Origin of the sequence: Acinetobacter nosocomialis NIPH 2119 (assembly GCF_000368085.1) — a bacterium.
Classification (GTDB): domain Bacteria; phylum Pseudomonadota; class Gammaproteobacteria; order Pseudomonadales; family Moraxellaceae; genus Acinetobacter; species Acinetobacter nosocomialis.
Window position 1 is genome coordinate 1 of sequence record NZ_KB849239.1, and the last position, 23,862, is coordinate 23,862.

General features: G+C 38.4%; 20 protein-coding genes, 1 tRNA gene and 1 pseudogene. 11 read left to right on the plus strand and 11 right to left on the minus strand.

Translation table 11 applies throughout. The features are described 5' to 3' along the window. From F984_RS04165 to F984_RS04175, 3 genes are all read left to right on the plus strand, one after another. Positions 1–4,308, plus strand: a 4,308-nt coding sequence (locus F984_RS04165) for a beta strand repeat-containing protein (RefSeq protein WP_004707325.1), incomplete at its 5' end; no start/stop codon positions are given. Positions 4,309–4,454: 146 nt separating this feature from the next. Then, positions 4,455–6,110 carry a glycoside hydrolase family protein gene (locus tag F984_RS04170; protein WP_004707326.1) on the plus strand — a complete coding sequence of 552 codons (1,656 nt, stop codon included), beginning with the start codon at positions 4,455–4,457 and terminating at the stop codon, positions 6,108–6,110. Next, positions 6,107–7,831, plus strand: coding sequence for a CapA family protein (locus tag F984_RS04175; RefSeq protein ID WP_004707328.1), 1,725 nt, complete (start codon positions 6,107–6,109; stop codon positions 7,829–7,831). The genes F984_RS04170 and F984_RS04175 overlap by 4 nt, the downstream gene beginning before the upstream one ends. Here the strand turns inward: F984_RS04175 and F984_RS04180 are convergent. Beyond that, positions 7,828–8,544 (minus strand): zinc metalloprotease, encoded by a 717-nt coding sequence (locus tag F984_RS04180; RefSeq protein ID WP_025469270.1) that lies wholly within the window; start codon positions 8,542–8,544, stop codon positions 7,828–7,830. The two genes, F984_RS04175 and F984_RS04180, sit on opposite strands and share 4 nt — an antisense overlap. A 79-nt stretch (positions 8,545–8,623) precedes the next feature. On the opposite strand from F984_RS04180, the gene F984_RS04185 reads away from it, so the two are divergent. Together F984_RS04185 and F984_RS04190 are read left to right on the plus strand one after the other, a co-directional pair. After that, positions 8,624–8,953, plus strand: a complete 330-nt coding sequence (locus F984_RS04185) for an MGMT family protein (protein WP_004707331.1) — start codon at positions 8,624–8,626, stop codon at positions 8,951–8,953. Between the two features lie 25 nt (positions 8,954–8,978). After that, entirely contained in the window at positions 8,979–9,725 is a 747-nt protein-coding gene (locus F984_RS04190) for a hypothetical protein (RefSeq protein ID WP_004707334.1), read from the plus strand. A 37-nt stretch (positions 9,726–9,762) separates the two neighbouring features. Here the strand turns inward: F984_RS04190 and F984_RS04195 are convergent, their stop codons facing one another. The 3 genes from F984_RS04195 to F984_RS04205 all read right to left on the minus strand — a co-directional run bounded on the left by F984_RS04195 (position 9,763) and on the right by F984_RS04205 (position 11,460). After that, complete coding sequence (locus F984_RS04195; protein WP_004707337.1) at positions 9,763–10,200, minus strand: universal stress protein; 438 nt, start codon at positions 10,198–10,200, stop codon at positions 9,763–9,765. Between the two features lie 122 nt (positions 10,201–10,322). Further along, a complete protein-coding gene (locus F984_RS04200) occupies positions 10,323–10,955 on the minus strand; it encodes a CatB-related O-acetyltransferase (protein WP_004707339.1) in 633 nt (210 codons plus the stop codon). 115 nt (positions 10,956–11,070) lie between these two features. Then, positions 11,071–11,460, minus strand: a complete 390-nt coding sequence (locus F984_RS04205) for a RidA family protein (RefSeq protein ID WP_002048554.1) — start codon at positions 11,458–11,460, stop codon at positions 11,071–11,073. 139 nt (positions 11,461–11,599) lie between these two features. Here F984_RS04205 and F984_RS04210 point away from each other — a divergent pair. Further along, positions 11,600–12,197: pseudogene (locus tag F984_RS04210) on the plus strand (TetR/AcrR family transcriptional regulator); the annotation flags it as partial. A gap of 69 nt (positions 12,198–12,266) precedes the next feature. Here the strand turns inward: F984_RS04210 and greA are convergent. The 3 genes from greA to carA form a co-directional block, all read right to left on the minus strand. Continuing rightward, positions 12,267–12,743, minus strand: a complete 477-nt coding sequence (greA, locus tag F984_RS04215; protein ID WP_002048557.1) for a transcription elongation factor GreA — start codon at positions 12,741–12,743, stop codon at positions 12,267–12,269. A gap of 87 nt (positions 12,744–12,830) precedes the next feature. Beyond that, on the minus strand, positions 12,831–16,061 hold the full coding sequence (gene carB / locus F984_RS04220) for a carbamoyl-phosphate synthase large subunit (protein WP_004707343.1): 3,231 nt from the start codon (positions 16,059–16,061) through the stop codon (positions 12,831–12,833). Between the two features lie 14 nt (positions 16,062–16,075). Then, on the minus strand, positions 16,076–17,215 hold the full coding sequence (gene carA / locus F984_RS04225; protein ID WP_000106446.1) for a glutamine-hydrolyzing carbamoyl-phosphate synthase small subunit: 1,140 nt from the start codon (positions 17,213–17,215) through the stop codon (positions 16,076–16,078). A gap of 313 nt (positions 17,216–17,528) precedes the next feature. Here carA and F984_RS04235 point away from each other — a divergent pair, with 313 nt between their 5' ends. After that, positions 17,529–18,083 (plus strand): hypothetical protein, encoded by a 555-nt coding sequence (locus F984_RS04235; protein ID WP_004707344.1) that lies wholly within the window; start codon positions 17,529–17,531, stop codon positions 18,081–18,083. 59 nt (positions 18,084–18,142) lie between these two features. Here the strand turns inward: F984_RS04235 and F984_RS04240 are convergent, their stop codons facing one another. After that, entirely contained in the window at positions 18,143–18,679 is a 537-nt protein-coding gene (locus F984_RS04240) for a DOMON-like domain-containing protein (RefSeq protein WP_004707346.1), read from the minus strand. Between the two features lie 15 nt (positions 18,680–18,694). Next, entirely contained in the window at positions 18,695–19,018 is a 324-nt protein-coding gene (gene yhbY, locus F984_RS04245) for a ribosome assembly RNA-binding protein YhbY (protein WP_000729551.1), read from the minus strand. 199 nt (positions 19,019–19,217) lie between these two features. Between yhbY and rlmE the strand changes: the two genes are divergently transcribed. The 4 genes from rlmE to F984_RS04265 all read left to right on the plus strand — a co-directional run bounded on the left by rlmE (position 19,218) and on the right by F984_RS04265 (position 23,327). Further along, positions 19,218–19,868: a 23S rRNA (uridine(2552)-2'-O)-methyltransferase RlmE gene (rlmE, locus tag F984_RS04250; protein WP_000235573.1), complete on the plus strand. Its 651-nt coding sequence runs from the start codon at positions 19,218–19,220 to the stop codon at positions 19,866–19,868. A 134-nt stretch (positions 19,869–20,002) separates the two neighbouring features. After that, positions 20,003–21,898: an ATP-dependent zinc metalloprotease FtsH gene (ftsH, locus tag F984_RS04255; RefSeq protein ID WP_025466761.1), complete on the plus strand. Its 1,896-nt coding sequence runs from the start codon at positions 20,003–20,005 to the stop codon at positions 21,896–21,898. A gap of 130 nt (positions 21,899–22,028) precedes the next feature. Further along, positions 22,029–22,880 carry a dihydropteroate synthase gene (folP, locus tag F984_RS04260; protein WP_004707349.1) on the plus strand — a complete coding sequence of 284 codons (852 nt, stop codon included), beginning with the start codon at positions 22,029–22,031 and terminating at the stop codon, positions 22,878–22,880. A gap of 132 nt (positions 22,881–23,012) precedes the next feature. Beyond that, positions 23,013–23,327 (plus strand): DUF5713 family protein, encoded by a 315-nt coding sequence (locus F984_RS04265; protein WP_004707350.1) that lies wholly within the window; start codon positions 23,013–23,015, stop codon positions 23,325–23,327. Here F984_RS04265 and F984_RS04270 read toward each other — a convergent pair whose 3' ends face one another. Together F984_RS04270 and F984_RS04275 are read right to left on the minus strand one after the other, a co-directional pair. Then, on the minus strand, positions 23,328–23,669 hold the full coding sequence (locus tag F984_RS04270; protein WP_002048533.1) for a hypothetical protein: 342 nt from the start codon (positions 23,667–23,669) through the stop codon (positions 23,328–23,330). It lies immediately after the preceding gene. Positions 23,670–23,744: 75 nt separating this feature from the next. After that, positions 23,745–23,830: transfer RNA gene (locus F984_RS04275), tRNA-Leu, on the minus strand. Between the last annotated feature and the right edge of the window lie 32 nt (positions 23,831–23,862).

Below are 23,862 nucleotides of genomic sequence, written 5' to 3' on the forward strand. Positions count from 1 at the left end.
ACTGTAGATACCACACCAGCTGATTTAATCACTGCGATTACAGTACCGGATGATTTAAACATTGACGGCATCATCAATGCATCAGAACTTGGTACAGACGGTAGCTTTAATGCCCGTGTAGGATTAGGTCCAGATGCAGCGGTGGGTACTGTTGTAAATGTTAATGGCACTAACTATACAGTCAATGCAACTGACTTAAGCAATGGTTATATCACTGCTGCGATCGCAGTAACTGCAGATGGCCCAGTGACTATCCATGCCCAAGCAGTAGATGCGCAAGGCAATATCGATAATGCTACTGATGTCACAGTAACTGTGGATACTACGCCACCAGACATTAATGCTGCTGCAATTGCGATTAATCCGATTACAGGTGATAACATCCTTAGTCCGGTTGAGACTGCAGGAACAGTAAATATTACTGGAACAGTGACTATTCCTGCTGATGCAACTGTTACCTCGGTTGTTGTTAACGTTAATGGCACGGATTACACGGCTGTAGTAGATCCGGCGAATGGAACATGGACAATAGGTGTACCTGGTAGCCAGCTTGTAGCTGATACTGATTTGACAGTTGATGCAAAAGCAACCTTTACGGATGCTGCTGGCAACAGTAGTAATTTGCAAGCTACACAAAGTTATACAATTGCAAGTTCTTCTATCATTGCATATGACAACTTTGATACAGCTGTTCTTGCTCCACAGCCATTACAAATCGCAAATGATGCGGCTCTTGGTAGTAAAACTTACTTGGCGCTTGTATCACTTGCTGGACTTAACTTACAGCTTGGTTCTGAAGCGGTTAACTTTAATGTAGCTGCCAACCAAGAAGGTAATGCGACATTTACCTACAGTGCTTTAATAGGGGTTAATGCTCTATCTGATTACTCATTAGTTGTACAAAAATTTGATACAGCTACTGGTCAATGGACTTCTATATATGGCGGTGGTCAAGCAGATATTCTTCACCTGACTTTATTAGGTTCTACACCAGGTGTTGTTATCGATGGGCTTGAGCAAGGTCAATATCGTGCCTTTATGACTTATAACGGTCTGGCAGGTATTGGTTTACTAGGTACATTAACAGGTACTATGGACATTTATGATACAACTCAAATCGGTGGTTTCTATACAGAAGCTGCAGATGGTAATGTGATCGTAGATGTTAACTCAAACGGTCAAGCTGATGTCGTAACTCCAAATACAGTTGTGAGTGAAGTTAATAACCAACCTGTTCTTGCTAATAGCACAATCATTAATGGTACATACGGTACATTGGTGATTAACCTTGATGGTTCATACACTTACACTCCAAATCAAAATGCTTCTGGAGTTGGACAGGTTGATCACTTTGTATATACGTTAAAAGATTCTGTAACTGGTGATGTAGCTCAAGCAGCTCTTAACATTCAGTTAAGTTCTGTCAAAGCTGCAGATAACTTGGCAGTTGCTGAAATTAATCCGGAATCTTTACTTGTTGCGAATGACGTAGCACTTGGTAGTGCAAGTTATGTAGCTGCAATATCGTTAGCAGGTCTAGATTTACAGCTCCTTGGTAACCCAACAGTTGCATTCAATGTGGATGCTGACCGTCAAGGTACTGCGACATTTACATTCAGTGGTTTACTCAACGCTGGTGTATTGAATGATTATTCGATTGTTGTTCAAAAATATGATGCTGCAACAGGACAATGGGTATCTATTGGCGGAAATAACCCACAAGCGACTTTAGTTAGTCTATCTCTAATAGGAGGTACTCCAACAGCAGTCATTGAAGGGCTAGATCCAGGACAATATCGTGCATTTATGGGCTACAGTGGTCTACTAGGTGTGGGTATTGGTGGTACATTGACAGGTACAATGGATGTGTATAACCCATATGTTGTATCTGGATATTCAGTTGATCCGATCTCTGGTAACGTCATCAAAGATGCTGGTATTAATGGTGCAGTAGATGCTGCAAGTAATAATGCAGTGATCTCAGCAGTGAATGGAAATGCCGTTAACGCAACGGGTACAACTACAATCACTGGTACTTACGGTACGTTAGTGATTGATCAACATGGTAATTATACCTATACACCAAATGCAGATGGTCTAAACCTTGGTAAAGTTGATCAGTTCTCGTATACGTTACTAGACCCAGCAACAGGTAATACATCTCAAGCTGTCTTGTATGTCCACTTGGATAGTAACAAGGTTGCTATGACTTGGAATGCAGCAGATCCATCTCAGCCTGCAGTGATTACAGGTCATGTTCCAGTTGATGCAATGGATAACGTTGCTTCAGCAGCAATTGACATGGTTTACCCAACTACACAACAAGTTCTTAGTAACGCGATCAGTTATAACTGGTTGTTAGGAGTTGGCGGAGTCGTTATTGGGTCTAAACAAGGTACAGCAACCTTTAATGTAGCTGAAGGACATGTGTCTGAAGCCATTATCTCGGTTAACTTTGGTTCAGTAGCTACAGTTGTTGATGGTTTACATGTGGTATTAACACGAGTAAATCCAGACGGTACTCGTACAGTAATTGCAGATAGCGCGAATACTGGAGTGCTTGACCTATTAGGTATCTTTGGCTCTGAAGTGAAATTCAAAGTTGATAATTTAGGTTCTGGTAGCTATGAGCTATTTATGGAAAGCAATACGCTTCTAACAGCTCTAGGTAGCGTTACAGCAAGTATTACTTTGAATAATGGTGATATTACGCAAGTACCTAACTTGGTTGTAACTCCGGTTACAGGCAATGTTCTTTCAGACGACAACTCTGCTGTATATGGACCAAACTATACGCCAGACTATATTACGACTACGACAGTTGTGACTTCTGTCACTTCTGAAACTGGTAATACGCAGGCTGTAAATGTAGGTTCATCAACAGTTATTGTGGGTGCTTATGGTTCCTTAACGATTAATGCTGATGGTACTTATAGTTATCAAGCTACAGCGAACACACAAAATATAGGAAAAGTTGATAGCTTTACCTATACAGTGACAGACCCTGTAACTGGTAGAACAGACACAGCAACATTGCATATCCAAATTGGTTCTCCAGATGTGAATATCACTTGGAATAATGCTAACCCTGGTGCAGATGCGGTAATTCCGTTACCTGTAGCAAATGCTGATACTAATCATGCAACTGTTAGTATGAAACAAGTAACGGATGCTGTTGTTGACGTACCAAGTGGCACGGTAACTATTGGTAACCTTGCAGGCTTCCCGCCATTACCTGTATTAAGCAATACAGTCACTTCGAATCAATTCGTTATTGCTGCTAACACGGTAAGTGATGTTCATGTTGAATTAGACTATACGGCATCATTAAGCTTGTCGGCTCTTCCAACAACTGGTTATAAAATCCAGCAATTGGTGGGTTCAACATGGGTAGATACTGTTTACTCAGGTTCTGCGACAGCCTTGGCAGGAGTATTAGGTGCACCAGCATACTCAGCTGACGTATCTCACTTATCTGCTGGTACTTATCGAGTGGTATTTAGTTTATCTAGTCTGATTTCTTTAGGAACTGTGACTCTAGATTCTGTAGTAACTACAAAAGCTACACATCTAGATCAATACACACCTGATGGTTTAACAGATTGGATTCACGGCAATATCTTGTTAGGCGATACAACTGGTGGAGTTGCAGATACTTCAGCTGCTTCTCAACTATATGTTGAAGTTACACCAGGAAATTACCAAATTGCTGCTGGTCAGGCGATCAATACTGGCGAAGGTACGTTGTATCTCTACCATGATGGTTCGTACTATTACAAACCACTTGATAGCGCGGCAAGTGCTACGATTGATACGATTAACTACAAACTCGTATCCGTGACTGGTGCAGAGTCAACTAGCACATTGACCATCAACTTAAGTCAAGAGTTGAATAGCCTAGCTGTAAGTACAGGAGCGAATGATACATTCACGCTTGGAAATGGCGCAGATACCTTGATTTACAATACGTTAACTGCGGCTGGCGTGAACAATCCAACAGGAGGAAACACAACTGCTGGAGGTGTAGATACATGGACTGATTTCCATGTAGGTAATACAGCAACTGATAACCAAGCTGATAAGATCGATATTAGTAACTTGTTACTTACTCATCCGAACAGTTTAACTATTGGTCAGTATGTATCTGTAAGCTATAACGCTGCCACACAAAATGCCACCATTAGTGTAGACCGTGATGGTTTAGGTACGACTTACACAAGCACACAATTGTTGACGATTCATATAGATGAACCAAGAACATCATTAACGCTTAATGATCTTCTTAACAATGGTCAAATTATCTATTAATAGATAATTAACCAAATAAAAAGAGAACCCTAGGGTTCTCTTTTTTTATGTTTAAACAATACGTTAACTTAGCTTTTAGAGAGTTCATGCTATGATGCATTGAGAATTTTATAGAACAACAAATAACGGATAGGGACTTAATTCGAGTGGCGGTATTTTTAGACTTTAAAAGACAACTTAAGCTTTGGTTGGAACATTTCGTTCAGCATGTTCCAGACCTTCCGGAAAAAACAATTTTGTTTATATCATTTGGTCCTAAAGATCAAAGATGTAGTGTCTGGCATACCGAAAAAACAGCTTTTTCACAAGCAAATATACAGTTATTCGATTTTATTAATAGACAGTTTTCTCCAGATCAACTTCCAGACTATATAAAAATTGATGTTGCGTACAACCTAGAAAAACAAAGTTGGAGTCAAATAGAACAACTTGTTCATCATCAATTTCATAATAATCATTACCGCAGAGGAATTGCATTTGATGAAGCATGTTCGGTGGTTTTTCTGGAGCAAGAGATATATGGCAAAGCTATTATTCGAGGTTTGAGTTATGACAAACCTAACTTTTTTGATGAAACCAATCTTAACTATGCAATTAAGCAAAAATATAACGCTACTAAACCACAAATTAGACTACAAGAGCTGCAAGATATTTGGACTTTCGATACCTATGCAACTTTTTATGAAAATGGGCAGTTTATTAATTTAGCAAGCCGTTATGATGCAAATGGTATTAGAGGTATTGCGACCAATAAGAAGCTGCATTTTAGAGAGCTCATTGAGAAAAATGCAGCGTTTTTGCACAGCCAGATTCAAGAAAATGGCAAATTCATTTATGGCTATTTTCCTGCTTATGATCGTGATATACGGAACTACAATACTGTACGTCATTGCACATCACTTTATGCACTATTAGAAACTTTCGAATTACAAGATAAACCTGAGTACTGGCCTAAAATTATTGCAGCAATTCAATACGCTCTTACTACTTTCTATAAAGAAAAAGACTCTACAACTGCTTTTATGATTGATGGTAAAGAAGGGGAGTTTGAAATTAAATTAGGTGCAAACGCAGCAGCTATTTTAATGTTAACGAAATATCAGGAAATTACTCAAAAAACAGATTATTTAAAATATGCAGAGAAACTTGCAAATGGTATTTTAAAATTAGTTGATTCAGATGGATTAACTACTCATGTATTAAATTATCCAGACTATGATTTAAAAGAAAAGTTTAGAATCATTTATTATGATGGAGAAGCAGCATTAGCTTTACTCAGGTTGTATCAAATAAATCAGGATAAAAGATTATTAGACACTGTTAAATTAATGTTTGAAAATTTTATTTATAAAAGATATGAAAAATATCATGATCATTGGTTAAGTTACTGTACCAATGAGCTTACAAAAATATGTCCTGAAGAAAAATATTTTATTTTTGGTTTAAATAATTATTTAAAACATTTTATTTTTATTCGAAATAGAAAAACAACGTATGCAACTTTGTTAGAAATGCTAATGGCTGCTTATAAAATGGTAAATCGTTTAAAAGAGCAAGGCCATCAAAAACTTTTTGAACAAGCTTATATGCACGAATTAAAAAAACTCATTACATTTCGGGCTGAGTTTCAAACCACAGGTTTTTTCTATCCGGAAATAGCGATGTACATGGCGCGTCCAGATAAAATATTAAATGCTTTTTATGTACGACATGATCGCTTTAGAGTAAGAATTGATGATCAGGAACATAACTTGTCTGGCTACATTGCCTACGTAAAAGATTTCGAAGGAGAGGAGATATGACTGATCCTCTATTTGAAATTAAGCTGCTAGCCTCTCTTGATCATGCTCAATTTGAAGAGGCAATTTGGACATTTGAAATTGATGGAGACATTTCTACTTTATTATTGATTGATTATGCATTAGAACAATTCCATCAAAAAAAAGTTCAAGCTGATAAAGTCTATCGGGTTTCTGAACAAAAAAATAAGAAAATTGGTGAACAATATTTGGGTTTAGAAAAAAATGAATCTTATACATTTGCCCAGCTTTTACAATTCGTAATTTTTACTCAGGCAAATGATGTTAAAGATGCCTTAAGCAATATACTGTTTGATTCCGTTGAGCAAGCTCAATTGATCTTGTCTAAAAGAGCGGAAAACTACAAATTAACTTTAAAAGCACCTAATCAATTCAAAAATCTATTTTTGTTGGTAAAACACATTTATAGCTACCCAGCCGAGCTGAAAAAACTTTTCTTTATCAAAACACTTTTTTTTAAAAATAAAGTATATCAACCGATTACGCCTTTGCTTGCTCATCCAGTACTCACCTCGGTTTTATATCTCTCCCATACCTTTAGACAGATTTATATCACTTATTCCGAACAGAACCAGAGCATTGGAATTTTCTCTTTTTTAGATGATATTCACCGTCTTGAGCATTTGGTTCCGTACTACCATTTTTTTCAAGAAAAGTATGTCGAGGCAAAAAAATGTTCTTCTCAAACAGGCATTATCAATATACTGGGAGATACCTATTTCGGTGAAATGTACACTGAAAAGCGTAAGTCTAGAGGACAAACAGATGCTTTACAGCAGTATGGATATCACTATTCATTTGAAAAAATACAGCCATTTTTAGGTAAAAATGACATAAACATAGCTAACTTTGAAGCAGTCTTTTCTTTAGAAAATCAATCGCCGTTAAAAGATAAAAAACCATTCATTCTAAAAGCCGACGCTAAAAAAACATTAGAAGAGTTTAAGAGCATTCATTTGAATTATTTGGTGTTGGCGAACAATCATCTGAAGGATTATGGTGATGAAGGGTTGGCCCATACATTACAACAGTTGGATCAGGCGAGTATTGCTTATATTGGCGCTGGACTGAACCAAAAAGATGCTCACAATTACTTTGAAATAGCTTTTGAAGCTAAGCACTATGCGATTTTTAATGGTTATTGGCATAGAGACAGTGCTTATCTAGACTATGATTTCTATGCACTAGGGTCAAGAAGTGGAGTAGCTTGTTTAAATGCTGTTTTACTTGAACAAATAATGCGTTATAAGCAGAATCATCCAGAGCGCAAAATTATTGTTATTTGTCATTGGGGTATCGACTTTAAGCCTATTACAAAAGACCAAACTAAACTCGCGACTATTCTTACTCAAGCAGGAGCTGATCTTATAGTTGGTCATGGCGCTCATACTATTCAGCCAATCCAGATCATCAACCAAAAGCCTGTTGTGTTTGGTATTGGTAATGCTGTGTTTAATAGTGATGGAGAATATGAACAGCAAAATGCTTTGCCATTTGGTTGTATAGCCAAACTCGATTTGGCAAATGACTTACTTCGTCTTTATCCAATTTATACGGATAACTTAAAAACTTTTTGGCAACCGTATCCAGTAGATATTGAAGATTTCTCAAAGGCCAGTACTTATATGACATCTTTACTGACCCATGAGAATTACATGGCATCCCAAGATAACTTGGGGAGATATGTTGAAATTAAATTTTAAGAATATTGTTTATAAGTTGATAAGATGGTTTGAAGCTGTGTTTGAGTAAACCCCAAATTTCTTAAGCCGCCACTGCCTAATTTACACTCAGCACTGGCCATAATATTGGTGGGGGTGGTTTTAGTTGCATTAGGTACACATACATGTTTTAAGCCGAAAGCATGGCCCATTTCATGAATACTAACCGCTTGAATATTGTAATTTAATCGATTCCAGTCTAATAAAATAAAGGGTTTTCCATTATTACGGAATGTACGACTAGTAACATCATCAAATTCTAAGTTTTTTGAATACGCATCGTATATAAAGACTATGACCTCTTTATGTGCTGTTCGTTTAGGAAAGCATGCATTCACACTTGCAGGGATCGAGCCTATAGAAATAGGACGAGCCTGGTTTATTTCATTACCAAGTTCGCAATGCATTTTTGAAAAATCTTGGTAAGAAATATAACGGTTTAATTTGAAATTAAAGATTTTATTGCCTTGGTCATCTAAATAATATTTATTTAAGATGCGGACTTCTTTTCGCATTTGTGTAAGGTTATCAAAGCGTGCAGCAGAAGGATTGTCTGTAGTAAAAACGAAAGTGACTGGAACTACAGGTCTATTATTGGCAGGTTCCTCTGATAAATCTGGCGTTTGTAGAGGAGGGCGGGTCGTACAAGAAACACACAGAAGTGTCCCTGTAATCATCAGTAAGGTTTTTTTCATATTCATCGCAATGTCTCTGCATATTCTTTTAAAGAGATTTAAAGTAAATTTTTATATGATATGAACGATGTCAATTTTTATGGATTCCATTTTGACAACTCAGTATGAACTACATCGACAGATTTTAGAAGTCATTGCTCTAATTCCGTATGGAAAAGTAGCAACTTACGGACAAATAGCACGTATGGCAGGGTTACCCAAACACGCCAGATTAGTAGGTTATGTTCTTAAGCATCTTGATGCAGATCATCAAGTTCCTTGGTACCGTGTTATTAACTCACAAGGTAAAATTAGCCTAAGTAAGTTTAATGAAAAAGGTGAAAATGTTCAGCAGTTAAAGCTTGAAGCTGAAGGAGTCTATTTGTTGAATGGCAAAGTGAACTTAAAGCAATTCGCATGGCAACCTTAAAATTATTAATAGAGAACAAATACAAATGCAGAATTATAAATGGCAGAGTCTAGCCATATTACTACTAGGTTTAACAGTGCAATCGAGTTTTGCAGAGCAGGCTATTTCAGCTCAACCTTTTATAAATGTGAAAGTCTCATCACAAGATATACATTCGATTTGTCAGCAGTTAAGTCATAAATGTAGCGATGAAGCTAAGCTATGGAAAGTCAAAAACACACAAGATCAGACTTATTATTTAATAGATGAAACTCCACAAATTGCTGAAGTTAAAAAGCAAAATAATCAATATACGGTGCTGAATCAGTGGAATTTTAAAAATTATGAACATAGTAATAAAGAGCCACATTCTGATGATTTAGGCCCTAATGGACTCAAAATCTTTCCAGCACTATATCCACTCAATAAAAATGAGCATGCGATAGCAGTGCTAAACACATGGTTTACTGGTTATTCTGGAGGAGGACGCTTTGAGGAAAACGCTGATTTTATTGAGCTTAAGTCTAAAGGGCAGTATCAAGTTGCCTTAAAAGATATTAATTTTTCTTCGAGTAAAATGATTCGGGCATGTTTTTCAGAACGAGAGTATAAGAAGTCACAGCATTGCCATGATGAAACATGGATGACATTAAATATTAGGTTTAAAGATATCGGTCAATCTTACTATTTATGGCAGTTAAATTATAAAAATTATTCTTGGGATGCTTTTAAAAGTAAAAAAACAATAACGGTTGAGCAATCAAGAGAAGACGTTATTCCTTTTAAAAAATAGGTGCCTATCTGGCCGAATTGAGCCAGACAGGCATTTTTTAGCGAACAATTAAAACAGGAATATGGCTTTCACCTAAAACTTTTTGTGCAACACTTCCTAATACAAGTTTTCGTACGCCTGTACGGCCATGAGAGCCCATTATAATTAAGTCAGCATTAAGCTCTTGTGCAGCTTGAATAATTTCTTCATGCACAACGAAACCTTCAAGTAATTTGGTTTCTACGCTAAGACCTTCTTGTAAAAACTGTTGTTTGGCTTGTTCTAAAATATCAAGTAAGTATGTTCTAGTCCGCTCAATTAGTTCATTAGTTTGACCAGTCTTTACATAAAGATCTGCAATAATTGGATCAAGTGCCATGACCTGTACGATAGTAATTTTACTATTTAATGCTTTGCCAAGTTTGATCGCTTCTTTCATCGCGACAATAGATGTTTCAGAACCGTCAATTGGTACAAGAATATGTTGGTATAACATGAGAATGTTCCTTATTGTAATGATGCTTATTTATTCAATACTTTATACTTCTTTTCTTACGATTTAAATTCGGCCACGTAATCATTTGTGATTTTTAAATAAGAAAAACTTGAGAATATATTTTACTTATCTCTTAAATTTTCAATACGGATTGTTAAAGCGTCAATATCATCAGTTTGCAAATATTCCCGCATTTTTAAAACTTGTTTTTCATCTAAATCATAAAGTTTTAAAGCAAGTAGTTTGTCGATTTGTTCTTGAGGAAAACGGTATTTAATAACTTTTGCCGGAACTCCACCTACAATTGCATAGGGTGGGACGTCTTTTGTTACGACGGCTCCAGTTGCAATAACAGCACCTTCACCGATTTTTACACCTTGCATAATCATGGCACGGCTTCCAATCCAACAACCATCTGCAATGATGGTGTCGCCAGCTGCTAAAAAACTGCGGGTATCAAAAGGGAAAGTCGAAATCCAGTCTGGTCTATGAAGCTGATTACCACCCATCATAATCACACACTCAGCGCCAAAACATACAAAATTACCAATATAAAGCTGATCGATTGGTTTATCGGGAGTAGATGGTTTGTCGTGTAAATAGCGTACGACACAGCGTTCAAAACCTTGATCCCAGTAGGCTGAGTAGTAAGAATAATTACCTTTAATATGGATATTCGGATTTTTTACAGTTTTGGAAATAAATTCAAATTCGCACCAATGGCGGACAGGGGAGCTAATTAACTTTTCAGCCATAAGGAAGATATAAAAAAGGGAATAAGTCATTATACCGAATTGCGATTCAAGCTGAACCAATAATCTCAGTTCAGCTAATGAATCGAATACTAAAGCACGTACTAATTTGTCTTCATTACTTATGAGGAATACGTGCAATGACTTTAATTTCAAAATCAAAACCCGCTAACCAAGTTACGCCAACAGCTGTCCAGTTGGGATAAGGCTTTTGTGTAAAGATTTGATTTTTAACCTTCATAATACTTTCAAACTGCCGTTCGGGATCTGTATGAAAGGTAGTGACATCAATAATATCATCGAAAGTGCAACCTGCTGCTTTTAATGTCTCTTCTAAGTTTTTAAAAGCTTGTGTTACCTGTTTTTCAAAATCAGGTACAGGCGAGCCATCTTCAAGGCTACCAACCTGCCCTGAAACAAAGAGTAAATCTTTCGATTGAATTGCGGCTGAATAGCCATGCTGTTCATATAAGGCATGACGATTTTGGGGAAATATTGCAGTTCTCATCAGGTTTGTTCTCCTTCAGTATTTAACTTCTAATCAATAAATGTCGGTTAATTTTCACATACGCCTCGTATGTAAACTTAATTGACATACGAGGCGTATGTCAATTAATATTTTTTGTGATGATTAGCTGGTGAAATATATGTCTGTTCGTGAAAGAAAAATGGCGGAAACCCGCAAAAAACTAATTGAAGTAGCACGTCATGCATTTGCTGAATATGGCTATACCGATACTTCAATGGATAAACTCACGGCCGAGGCAGGATTGACTCGTGGGGCGCTTTATCATCATTTTGGCGATAAGCGTGGTTTATTTGCAGCAGTTGTAGAACAAATTGATTCACAGATGGCCGAATATGCTCAGCAGCATCGAGAGCAGCTTGATGATCTTTGGGAAGGATTACTAGTTGAAGGGCAGACTTATATTCAAAATGCTTTGAAGCCTGAATTTCAGCGTATTGTGCTACGTGATGGCCCTGCAGTGCTGGGTGATCCAGCGCATTGGCCAAGTCAAAATAGATGCTTGCAGTCTACTCGTGAGTGCGTTGAACAGCTTTTGATAGAGGAACGAATTAAAATTGTAGATCCAGAAGCAGCAGCAGTGCTTTTAAATGGTGCTGCCATGAATGCAGCCTTATGGGTGGCTTCTAGTGAATATCCTGAACAGGTACTTCCTGAAGCATTAAATGCTTTTCAAATCTTTGCATTAGGTTTTTTAAAAGACACATAGTGAATTTTTTACTATTTGTCTTAAATGTAAAAACCCCTCAATTGAGGGGTCTTATAGCCTAAGTATATCTAATTAAAAATTAAAGATATTCTACACTTACAACTTCGTATTCAACTTCGCCTTGAGGAGTGGTAATTTTTACTTCATCACCTTCATTTTTACCCAAAAGGCCACGTGCAATTGGTGAATTTACTGAAATTTTATTGATTTTAAAATCAGCCTCATCATCACCAACAATCTTATAAGTCTTACGTTCTTCAGTATCAAGGTTTTCAATCGTTACCGTAACACCGAATACAACACGACCGTTTTGTTCTAAGTCTTTAACATCGATGACTTGTGCAGCACCCAATTTCCCTTCGATATCTTGGATACGGCCTTCACAGAAACCTTGCTGTTCACGAGCAGCATGATATTCTGCGTTTTCTTTTAAGTCCCCATGTTCACGTGCTTCAGCAATCGCTTGAGTAATACGTGGACGTTCAACAGATTTCAGATGTTGTAATTCTTTCTCTAAGGCGATTTTACCTTCAGGGGTCATTGGATAACGTTGCATTTCGGTCCCTCTTAAGTTGAGAAAACACAGTTAAAAAAATGAAAAAATCCCGCCACCGATAAGGTGGCGGGACTTATCGGAAAAAAATTAACCTACAGTTAAATCTTGCAAGCGGTATACATCCATTGGCAATTTCACAGCAAAGGCTTGGCAAACTGCTTCTGCACCATTGATAGTCGTTGTGTAATAAACTTTGCCTTGGAGGGCAGCACGACGAATCATTGCAGAATCATATTGAGCTTGTTTGCCTTCAGTAGTGTTGACAATAAGGTGTATTTCACCATTTTTCAAGCGGTCAACAATATGTGGACGTCCTTCAGTTACTTTATTTACAGATTCACATTCTAAACCTGCTTCTTTAAGTACTTTATACGTTCCACCTGTTGCTACCAGTTTGAAGCCATAAGCTACGAACTTTTTAGCGATATCAGCAATATATTTCTTATCAGATTCACGAACAGATAAGAAAGCAATCTTTTCTTCGCCTTCAGTTGGTAGACCAGGTAAACGATCATTCGAACCTAAAACGGCTTTATAGAACGCTTCGCCAAATGTCTTACCAACGCCCATTACTTCACCTGTAGATTTCATCTCAGGCCCAAGCATTGGGTCTACGCCTTGGAACTTAGCAAATGGGAAAACAGCTTCCTTCACAGCAAAGTGAGTTGGAATGATTTCTTTAGTAAAGCCTTGAGATTCAAGCGATTGACCCGCCATACAACGAGCAGCTACTTTTGCTAAAGATTCACCAATACATTTTGATACGAACGGAACAGTACGTGATGCACGTGGGTTTACTTCAAGAACGTAAATATCGTCGCCTTTAACTGCGAACTGAACGTTCATCAAACCAACTACACCAAGTTCTTTCGCCATAGCAACGGTTTGACGACGCATTTCATCCTGTACTTCTTTAGAAAGAGAGTAAGGAGGGATAGAACATGCAGAGTCACCAGAGTGAATACCAGCCTGTTCGATGTGCTGCATGATACCGCCGATTACGACATCTTTACCGTCAGATACGCAGTCAACGTCAACTTCAGTTGCATCATCAAGGAAGTGATCAAGAAGAACAGGCGCTTCATTAGAAGCCTGTACTGCTTCACGAAGGTAACGTTTAAGTTCATCTTCGTTATATACGATTTCCATTGCACGGCCACCTAATACATAAGATGGACGAACAACTAACGGATAACCAACTTTCGCAGCTTCAGAGATACCTTCTTCAGCAGATTTTACGATGCTGTTGTTTGGTTGGCGAAGCTGTAAACGTTGAATCATTTGTTGGAAACGTTCACGGTCTTCTGCGCGGTCAATTGCATCTGGAGAAGTACCGATAATAGGAGTACCAGCTTCTTCTAAAGCACGTGCTAACTTAAGTGGAGTCTGACCACCGTATTGTACAATTACGCCTTTTGGCTTCTCAGTACGTACGATTTCAAGAACATCTTCAAGTGTTACAGGTTCGAAGTATAAACGGTCAGATGTGTCATAGTCGGTAGAAACAGTTTCAGGGTTACAGTTCACCATGATTGTTTCATAACCGTCTTCACGCATTGCTAAAGCAGCGTGTACACAGCAGTAGTCAAATTCGATACCTTGACCAATACGGTTTGGACCACCACCAATTACCATGATCTTGTCACGGTTTGATGGATTTGCTTCGCACTCTTCATCGTAAGTTGAATACATATATGCAGTACCAGATTCAAACTCGGCAGCACATGTATCAACACGTTTGTAAACTGGATAAACACCCAAGTTCCAACGTTGCTTACGGAATTGCTTTTGAGAAATACCCATAAGGTTCGCAATACGAAGGTCAGATAAACCTTTACGTTTGAACGAACGGATATTTTCAGCAGTTAGATCGCCAAAACCTAAAGTTTTTACTTGAGCTTCTGTCTTAACGATATCTTGAATTTGGATCAAGAACCAACGATCAATCTTAGTTGCTTCAAATACGTCATCTAAAGAGAAACCATGACGGAATGCATCTGCTACGTACCAAATACGCTCAGGACCCGGAACTTTAAGCTCTTTTAAAATGGTTTCTTTTACGTTTGTTGCACCAGCTTCGATTTTTTCATCGAAACCGCTTACACCAACTTCAAGACCACGTAATGCTTTTTGTACAGATTCTTGGAAGTTACGGCCAATTGCCATGACTTCACCAACAGATTTCATCTGAGTGGTAAGAACTGGTTCTGCTTGTGGGAATTTCTCGAAGTTAAAACGAGGAATCTTCGTTACAACATAGTCGATTGATGGTTCAAAGCTTGCTGGAGTTACACCGCCAGTGATGTCATTTTTCAATTCATCAAGGGTATAACCAACAGCTAGTTTCGCAGCAATTTTTGCAATCGGGAAACCAGTTGCTTTAGAAGCAAGAGCAGACGAACGAGATACACGAGGGTTCATCTCGATCACAACCATACGGCCGTCTTTCGGGTTAATACCGAACTGAACGTTAGAACCACCTGTCTCAACACCAATTTCACGAAGAACCGCAACTGAAGCATTACGCATCAATTGGTATTCTTTGTCAGTTAATGTTTGAGCTGGTGCTACAGTGATTGAGTCACCTGTGTGAACACCCATTGGGTCAAAGTTTTCGATCGCACATACGATAATACAGTTGTCGTTTTTGTCACGAACAACTTCCATTTCGTATTCTTTCCAGCCAATTAAAGATTCATCAATCAATAACTGGTGAGTAGGAGAGAGGTCGAAACCGCGTTCACAAATTTCAAGGAATTCTTCACGGTTATATGCAATACCGCCGCCTGAACCACCCATTGTAAATGATGGACGGATAATTACTGGGAAACCAAAGCGAGATTGGATTTCCAATGCTTCTTCCATGGTTTCAGCAATAGCAGCTTTTGGACACTCTAAACCGATTTTGCGCATAGCGATGTCGAAGAGTTTACGGTCTTCGGCTTTTTCAATCGCTTCTTTCGTTGCACCAATAAGTTCTACGTTGTATTTCGCTAATACGCCATTTTCATCAAGTGCAAGCGCACAGTTCAGTGCAGTTTGTCCGCCCATAGTTGGAAGGACCGCATCTGGACGTTCTTTCTCAATGATTTGAGCAACAGTTTGCCAAGTAATTGGCTCAATGTAAGTTGCATCAGCCATTGAAGGGTCAGTCATAATGGTCGCTGGGTTAGAGTTAACCAAAATAACACGGTAACCTTCTTCACGAAGCGCTTTACATGCTTGAGCACCAGAGTAGTCAAACTCACAAGCCTGACCGATAACAATTGGACCAGCACCAATAATTAAGATGCTTTTAATATCCGTACGTTTAGGCATTATTCGCTCCTTAATTACTGTTTAGATGCTTCGATAAGTTCGATGAAATGATCGAACAATGGTGCACAATCATGTGGACCAGGGCTTGCTTCAGGGTGACCTTGGAAGCTGAAAGCTGGTTTGTCAGTACGATGGATACCTTGTAAGGTGCCATCGAACAATGATTTATGCGTTGCTTTTAAGTTAGCCGGTAATGTCTCTGCATCTACAGCAAAACCATGGTTTTGAGAGGTGATCATCACTGTACCATCTTCAAGATTTTGTACAGGATGGTTCGCACCGTGGTGACCATGATTCATTTTTACAGTTTTTGCACCAGAAGCGAGTGCCAAGATTTGGTGTCCTAAACAGATACCAAATACAGGTAATGTTGTGGTTTCAACAATAGTTTTTACAGCTTCGATAGCGTAATCACAAGCAGCTGGGTCGCCAGGGCCGTTTGAAAGGAATACGCCATCTGGATTAAGTGCTAATACTTTTTCAGCCGGAGTTTCAGCAGGAACAACAGTGAGTTTGCAACCGCGGTCTGCAAGCATACGCAAGATGTTGGTTTTGACACCATAATCGTATGCAACCACGTGGTATTTTAACTCAGGTTGAGTAAAGCCTTTACCTAATACCCATGAACCTTCAGACCATTCAAAGCCTGTTGGATCACAGCACTCTTTTGCAAGGTCTAAACCATTTAAACCACCAAAAGCGCGAGCTTTAGCAATCGCTTCTTCTTCAGTAATATTTTCGCCGGCAAGGATGCAACCATTTTGTGCACCTTTATCACGTAAAATACGAGTAAGTTTACGTGTGTCAATATCAGCAATTGCGACAACATTGTGTGCTTGCAGATATTCACTTAATGATTGCTCAGAACGGAAGTTGCTGTGTAATAGTGGAAGGTCACGAATAATTAAACCATTCGCCCATACTTTATGGATACGACCAGATTCAACGTCTTCTTCGTTGCAACCAGTGTTACCAATATGAGGGTAAGTTAATGTCACAATTTGTTGTGCATAACTTGGGTCAGTCAAAATTTCTTGATAGCCTGTCATGGCTGTGTTAAAAACGACTTCTCCAGTCGTACTTCCCGTTGCGCCGATTGACGTTCCTTTAAAGATCGTTCCATCTGCGAGGGCTAAAATGGCGGGGGTGCTCAAACCAAAGCTCCTGAATTTCGGCTGTAAAAAAGCGAGTAGACCTAAAAAAGATAGGCAATGTTCTAAAAAAACATGCCCCTCCCTATCGGTCTGCCCGCTTGTAACTTAACAGCGCATTATACGCATGGAACCCTAAAAAGTCTATTTATTTTCGATTAAAAAATATAATTCCTTGCTTGCTTTTTGCAAAAAAACTCATCCGCTTGTCTGAAATTGATACTTTTAGCAAATTGTCTAACAATCTGGTGCCTGAAATAAGCCAATTCCACTTATTGTAATACTAGCTAAAAAATAAACAATATGAGGAAATAGCATGAGCAATAATCAAGTTTCAAAAGATATAGCTGAGAATGCTTCGTCTGTAGCAGAGACGGTTAAAGCCGAAGTAACTGAAGCAAAAGAAGCTGTAGCGAAAACAACAACTCGAGCTAAAAAAGCAGTGAGTACAAAAGCAACACAGGTGAAAGAAGTCGCTCATGAAGCAACTTCGCAAGTTAAAGAAGCTATTGCAGAAACTCAAGAACAAGTTAAAGCTGTAATTACCGAGACTGAAGAAAAAATTGAGGCTGAAACTCAAGAATTGAATCAGAATATTCAAAACCAGTTTGCTCAGATTAAACAAGATATTTTACAACGTTTTGATGTGATTAAAGCTCAGTTCAATACTTCTCAAGAAGGACTAAATGAACTGAAAAATACATTAAAAGCTGAAATTAATGCATTAATTGAAGATTTAACGAAAGTGACTAAAGAACTTAAGGGTGACATTAGTCAAATTTCTTTAAAACATAAAGATTCTTTAAGTGAGAGTTTAAAACGCACTAAAAATAATGCGGTTGAGGCTTGGAACAAAGCAAGAGATCACTAAGAATTGAAGAATAAAATTCAATAAAAAAGCGAGAATTAATTTCTCGCTTTTTTATTTTTTTAAAACTGATGCAGCCAATCACGTTTATTGTGAAAATCAGCATTTTTGCCACTATGCTGCATTGCATAGTACTGCATACCATCTTTTGTTTTTAAAACAGCAGTTAAACCTAAATAAAGATTTGCCCATTTCAAACGGTGCTGTTGCATAAACTGACCTAAATCAAGACTTACATTTAAACCATAATGGGTACGCTTGAGATGATTTAGTTCGATATCGTAAGCAACGAGGGGAGGCATGCTTTCCGGATATCGATATTCTTCAAACTGGTAGGTCTGCCATGCTTGAGAAGGGGAAAGGTTAATTTCCCGGTAGAAATCTTCATCATGCACGCCGATAAAAATTTCAAAACAAGTATCTTCCCACAAAAAATCTTGACGAGGATGAGCCGCGACTTCTTGGGGCCAGATAATAAGTTGGTTTGGATCACGAATCCAAAAACCCACATTTAATGTATGCGGGGCTTGCTGTTCAATTGCGCCAACAACAGAAACAGCATGAAAACGATCAAAAGCTGAAAGTTCGTAACTTGCCATAATGTAGTCAATAAGTTAGTTTGCTAAGTGAGCGTGACGAACGAGGTTAGATAAGTGTTGGTTTTGTTTAGCTGCTTTTTTGTAGAGTAAAACGATTTTACCAATTTTCTGCACAGCTTCAGCGCCAGTTGCTTCTACAATTGCATCAATTACAGCTGCGCGAGCTTCACGGTCTTCACCAGCAATTTTTACTTTGATGAGTTCATGATCATTTAAAGCACGAAGCGTTTCTTCGATTACAGCATCTGTTAAGCCTTGTCCACCAATCATGACAACCGGATTAAGCACGTGACCAATTTGACGTAAACGTTTACGTTCATGAATAGATAAAGCGGCCATTAAAAATACCTGATTTTAAAAACGACTTAGTATAGCAAAAAACTTAAAATCAAATGTACGAAAAACTGTATAAATAATCGATCAACATTATTGGAAAAAAACTGTAAAAGTTATTGAGATTACGTTACATCCGTACTGTAATGAGAGTAATTTTCACGTACAATGAGCAATCAGAAGTTTTTTTGATATTTAGTGAGTTATGGCAACACGCATCACAAACCAAAAATTGTCTAAAAGTAGTCGTGCGTGGATGAGGGAACATCTAGACGATCCTTTTGTAAAAAAAGCACAAAAGGAAGGATATCGTGCACGAGCAGCCTATAAACTTCTTGAAATTCAAGAAAAATATAAGTTGATCAAGCCAGGCATGACAGTGGTTGATTTGGGAGCAGCTCCTGGGAGTTGGTCGCAAATTGCTGGGAAACTTGTTGGTAGCAAGGGTTTAGTTATTGCTTCCGATATTTTACCTATGGATGCTTTGCCGGATGTCACTTTCTTACAAGGCGACTTCAGAGAAGAAGCTGTATTTGAAAAATTGTTAAATATTTTAAACGGAAGACAAGTAGACATTGTAATTTCTGATATGGCCCCCAATACATCAGGTAATAGGGCTGTTGATCAACCTCGACAGATTTACTTGTGTGAACTTGCTTTAGACTTTGCTCAGAAAGTCTTGGGTCCAAATGGACAGTTTGTTGTTAAAGTGTTCCAAGGCGCAGGATTTGATGAGTTTCGTAAACAAGTCGTTGATAGTTTTGATGTGTTAAAAACAGCAAAACCAGCAGCTTCTCGGGCACGATCTAAAGAAGTTTTTTTGGTTGGACAAGGGCGTAAGAAAGCATTGCAATAAAGTTTACTTGCCAAGCTCCTAAAAATTGTGCATTTTGTATCTTTTAGGTTATCCGCAAGCAAGACAATTGCTGTTTTTAAGACGATCGGCCAAGATTGGGCATGATCAAATTAGATCGATATGGGAATAAAGCTTTGAGCGATTACTTCAAGAATGCCGTATTGTGGCTAATAATACTGGGTGTTCTGATTTTAATTTTCAGTAATATCAGTGACCGCAATAAGCCTACTGCAATGAAATATTCAGATTTTGTTGCAGCGGTGAATGCTGGCCAAATTAAGCAAGTCACGATTGACGGTTTAAATATTAGTGGTGAAAAAACTAACGGATCTCAGTTTGAAACTGTTCGTCCGCAAGTTGAAGACACTGAACTTATGCCAAGCTTAAACAAGCAAAATGTTGTTGTAGAGGGCACAGCACCACAACGTCAAGGCATTTTGATGCAACTTCTCATTGCTAGTTTCCCTGTACTGTTAATCATTCTGTTATTCATGTTCTTTATGCGTAACATGGGTGGTGGTGCAGGCGGTAAAAATGGTCCGATGAGTTTTGGTAAATCGAAAGCGAAAATGCTTTCAGAAGACCAAATCAAAGTGACTTTTGCTGACGTTGCTGGTTGTGATGAAGCGAAACAAGAAGTTGTGGAAATTGTAGATTTCTTAAAAGATCCTGCAAAATTCAAACGCTTGGGCGCTACGATTCCACGTGGCGTACTTATGGTTGGTCCTCCAGGTACTGGTAAAACGTTATTAGCCAAAGCAATTGCTGGTGAAGCAAAAGTTCCATTCTTTAGCATTTCTGGTTCTGACTTTGTTGAAATGTTTGTGGGTGTGGGTGCGTCTCGTGTCCGCGACATGTTTGAACAAGCAAAACGTCATGCACCATGTATCATCTTTATCGATGAGATTGATGCAGTAGGCCGTCACCGTGGTTCGGGTACAGGTGGTGGACATGATGAGCGTGAGCAAACCTTAAACCAAATGCTCGTAGAGATGGATGGTTTTGAAGGTAATGAAGGCGTAATCGTTATTGCTGCGACTAACCGTGTTGATGTATTGGATAAAGCATTATTACGTCCAGGACGTTTCGACCGTCAAGTTATGGTTGGTTTACCTGACATCCGTGGTCGTGAACAAATCCTGAATGTACATTTGAAAAAATTGCCTTCAGTTACTGGTGTAGATGTTAAAGTTTTATCTCGTGGTACCCCTGGTTTCTCTGGTGCTCAGTTGGCAAACCTTGTAAATGAAGCTGCTTTGTTTGCTGCTCGCCGTAATAAGAACACTGTCGATATGCATGACTTTGAAGATGCAAAAGATAAGATCTATATGGGTCCTGAACGTAAATCAATGGTTTTACGTGAAGAAGAGCGTCGTGCAACTGCTTACCATGAAGCTGGACATGCAATTGTTGCTGAGATTTTACCGGGTACTGACCCTGTGCATAAGGTAACAATTATGCCGCGTGGTTGGGCTTTAGGTGTAACTTGGCAGTTACCTGAACAAGATCAGATTAGCCACTATAAAGACAAAATGTTGAATGAAATTGCAATTTTGTTTGGTGGACGTATTGCTGAAGAAGTTTTCATTCAGCAGCAATCGACTGGTGCTTCAAATGACTTCGAACGTGCTACAAAAATGGCTCGTGCGATGGTAACGAAGTACGGTATGTCTGACAAAATGGGTGTTATGGTTTACGAAGATGAAAACCAAAATGGATTCTTCGGTAACGTAGGTAGCCGTACAATTTCTGAAGCTACTCAACAGCAAGTTGATCAGGAAGTACGCCGTATTTTAGATGAACAGTATAAAGTTGCTCGTGATATCTTGGAAAATAATAAAGATATCGCACATGCAATGGTTAAAGCGTTGATGGAATGGGAAACCATTGATCGTGATCAAATCCGTGACATCATGGAAGGTCGTGAGCCTCAACCACCTAAAGTTTATATTGCTGAAAATCCGGTATCTACGTTTGAACCACCAAAAGATGGTCCATCTACTCCACCGCCATTACCAGCAATGAATTAAGTTAATTAATAAAAAAGCCACAATCATGTGGCTTTTTTATTTGTCTTAAATTTCGATAAAGCTGAAAGAAATCGACAGCATGTAAAGCATACTTGTTAAAATAGCTGCTGATTTTGAACCGGAGCTTTTTATGCAGTTAATATCTTTACCTAAGCAGATTTTACAGTGTGGACAGCTTCAATTAGATTTATCTCAGCCTCATGTCATGGGTATTTTAAATGTTACCCCTGATTCTTTCAGTGATGGTGGTAAACATAACCAATTAGACCAAGCGGTTGATCATGCACTGAGTATGATTGAGCAAGGTGCGACTATTATTGATATTGGAGGAGAATCTACAAGACCTGGTGCTTCAGAAGTTGCAGTAGAAGAAGAAGTGCGCCGTGTGGTACCTGTTGTGGAAGCTTTATCTCATCATAACGTTATTCTGTCGATCGACACGAGCCAGCCGGAAGTTATTCGCGCAGCAAAAGCAGCAGGGGCACATATCTGGAATGATGTTCGCGCCTTAACACGTCCTAATGCTTTAAAAACCGCTGTAGAGCTAGATATCCCTGTGGTGATTATGCATATGCGTGGTGAGCCAACTACAATGAATCAGTTGGATCAATACGCTGATGTAACATTAGATGTAATGCAAGAATTGCAACAACGTATTGATGAGGCTTTGGCTGTTGGGGTAAAAAAGCACAACATTATTGTTGACCCTGGATTTGGTTTTGCAAAAAATGCTCAGCAAAATTTAAAACTATTAAAAGAATTTTGGAAACTTAATGAATTGGGCTATCCAATTTTATCTGGTCTTTCTCGTAAACGGTTTATCGGAGAAGCTTTAAAAGGTGCTGCCGCTGATCAACGTGCTGTCGGAAGTGTTACTGGGCATTTGCTTAGTATTCAACAAGGAGCTTCCATTGTCAGAGCACATGATGTAAAAGCAATGCATGACGCTATCTCGGTTTGGCAAGCTATGCAACAAGCTTGAAATTTCCTTGTATAAATAGACTAGGATATGGGTGTCTTAAATAAAGTGGATGAGTGAGTCGGGTAAAAATCTCGTGATTTTTGTGAAAATATGTTATAAGCGGCAAGTTTTTGCTGTTGTGTAATCTTTTGTATGTTCGAAGACCTACTTCTCCCGATGTTTGATGATGAATATTATCCAGATATTTTGGTCGCTGAACTTAAGCAGCTTATTGAACAATTTGCTAAAAAAGTTCAAAAGCCTGCTTTAGCTGATCAAGATGTTTATCGATATGCTCATCAGACTATAAGTGAAATTAATGAAATGAAACCGCAGTTTGAAGATCTAGATTCATCGCTTGATGATAGTGCTGCTGATTATATTGCGGAGGCAATGATGATGGTGGTGCAAGATGCAGGATTTTTAGATCTTGAAATGGAAGAGCTGGTTATGAATCGAGAGTGGTAATTACTCTCGATTTTCAAAGCTTTCAAGTGCATCTAATAAATGACATGAAGACCCTAAATGAACTTCATCTATTTTCTCAACTTCCAATATTAAATTTCCATTCTGCTGTACTTTGACATCTGCTAATAAGCTTACCCAATATTTTTTCTCTTTCTGCTGTAATGCTTTTAATTGAGTAATCACATCTTGAGAAGCTTCAATTAAATAGTCATCTTGAGTGATAGAGCAGCGTATAAAATGCCAATATTTATTTTTAAATAGGATAGTGCCGTTAAAAATATCTCCAGCATTTGTAGAAGGTATAAAGAGTAGAGAGGATATAAATATTAATATTCTTATCATGGGATCATTTTCATTAGGCATAAAAAAACCAGCTTACGCTGGATTCTTTGTAGCACCAAATTCAATAGTTGAAAATGGTGCCCGGGGCCGGACTCGAACCGGCACGCTTTGAGGGCGGGGGATTTTAAATCCCCTGTGTCTACCTATTTCACCACCCGGGCATGTGCGCAATAATAGAGGACAAGTACGCGAT

Excerpts from the sequence above, each read along its gene's own strand:
- F984_RS04175 (WP_004707328.1), top strand. The coding sequence starts at position 6,107 with ATGACTGATCCTCTATTTGAAATTAAGCTGCTAGCCTCTCTTGATCAT.
- F984_RS04180 (WP_025469270.1), bottom strand. The coding sequence starts at position 8,544 with ATGAAAAAAACCTTACTGATGATTACAGGGACACTTCTGTGTGTTTCT.
- F984_RS04185 (WP_004707331.1), top strand. The coding sequence starts at position 8,624 with ATGGATTCCATTTTGACAACTCAGTATGAACTACATCGACAGATTTTA.
- F984_RS04190 (WP_004707334.1), top strand. The coding sequence starts at position 8,979 with ATGCAGAATTATAAATGGCAGAGTCTAGCCATATTACTACTAGGTTTA.
- F984_RS04195 (WP_004707337.1), bottom strand. The coding sequence starts at position 10,200 with ATGTTATACCAACATATTCTTGTACCAATTGACGGTTCTGAAACATCT.
- F984_RS04200 (WP_004707339.1), bottom strand. The coding sequence starts at position 10,955 with ATGGCTGAAAAGTTAATTAGCTCCCCTGTCCGCCATTGGTGCGAATTT.
- F984_RS04205 (WP_002048554.1), bottom strand. The coding sequence starts at position 11,460 with ATGAGAACTGCAATATTTCCCCAAAATCGTCATGCCTTATATGAACAG.
- greA (WP_002048557.1), bottom strand. The coding sequence starts at position 12,743 with ATGCAACGTTATCCAATGACCCCTGAAGGTAAAATCGCCTTAGAGAAA.
- carB (WP_004707343.1), bottom strand. The coding sequence starts at position 16,061 with ATGCCTAAACGTACGGATATTAAAAGCATCTTAATTATTGGTGCTGGT.
- F984_RS04235 (WP_004707344.1), top strand. The coding sequence starts at position 17,529 with ATGAGCAATAATCAAGTTTCAAAAGATATAGCTGAGAATGCTTCGTCT.
- F984_RS04240 (WP_004707346.1), bottom strand. The coding sequence starts at position 18,679 with ATGGCAAGTTACGAACTTTCAGCTTTTGATCGTTTTCATGCTGTTTCT.
- yhbY (WP_000729551.1), bottom strand. The coding sequence starts at position 19,018 with ATGGCCGCTTTATCTATTCATGAACGTAAACGTTTACGTCAAATTGGT.
- rlmE (WP_000235573.1), top strand. The coding sequence starts at position 19,218 with ATGGCAACACGCATCACAAACCAAAAATTGTCTAAAAGTAGTCGTGCG.
- folP (WP_004707349.1), top strand. The coding sequence starts at position 22,029 with ATGCAGTTAATATCTTTACCTAAGCAGATTTTACAGTGTGGACAGCTT.
- F984_RS04265 (WP_004707350.1), top strand. The coding sequence starts at position 23,013 with ATGTTCGAAGACCTACTTCTCCCGATGTTTGATGATGAATATTATCCA.
- F984_RS04270 (WP_002048533.1), bottom strand. The coding sequence starts at position 23,669 with ATGATAAGAATATTAATATTTATATCCTCTCTACTCTTTATACCTTCT.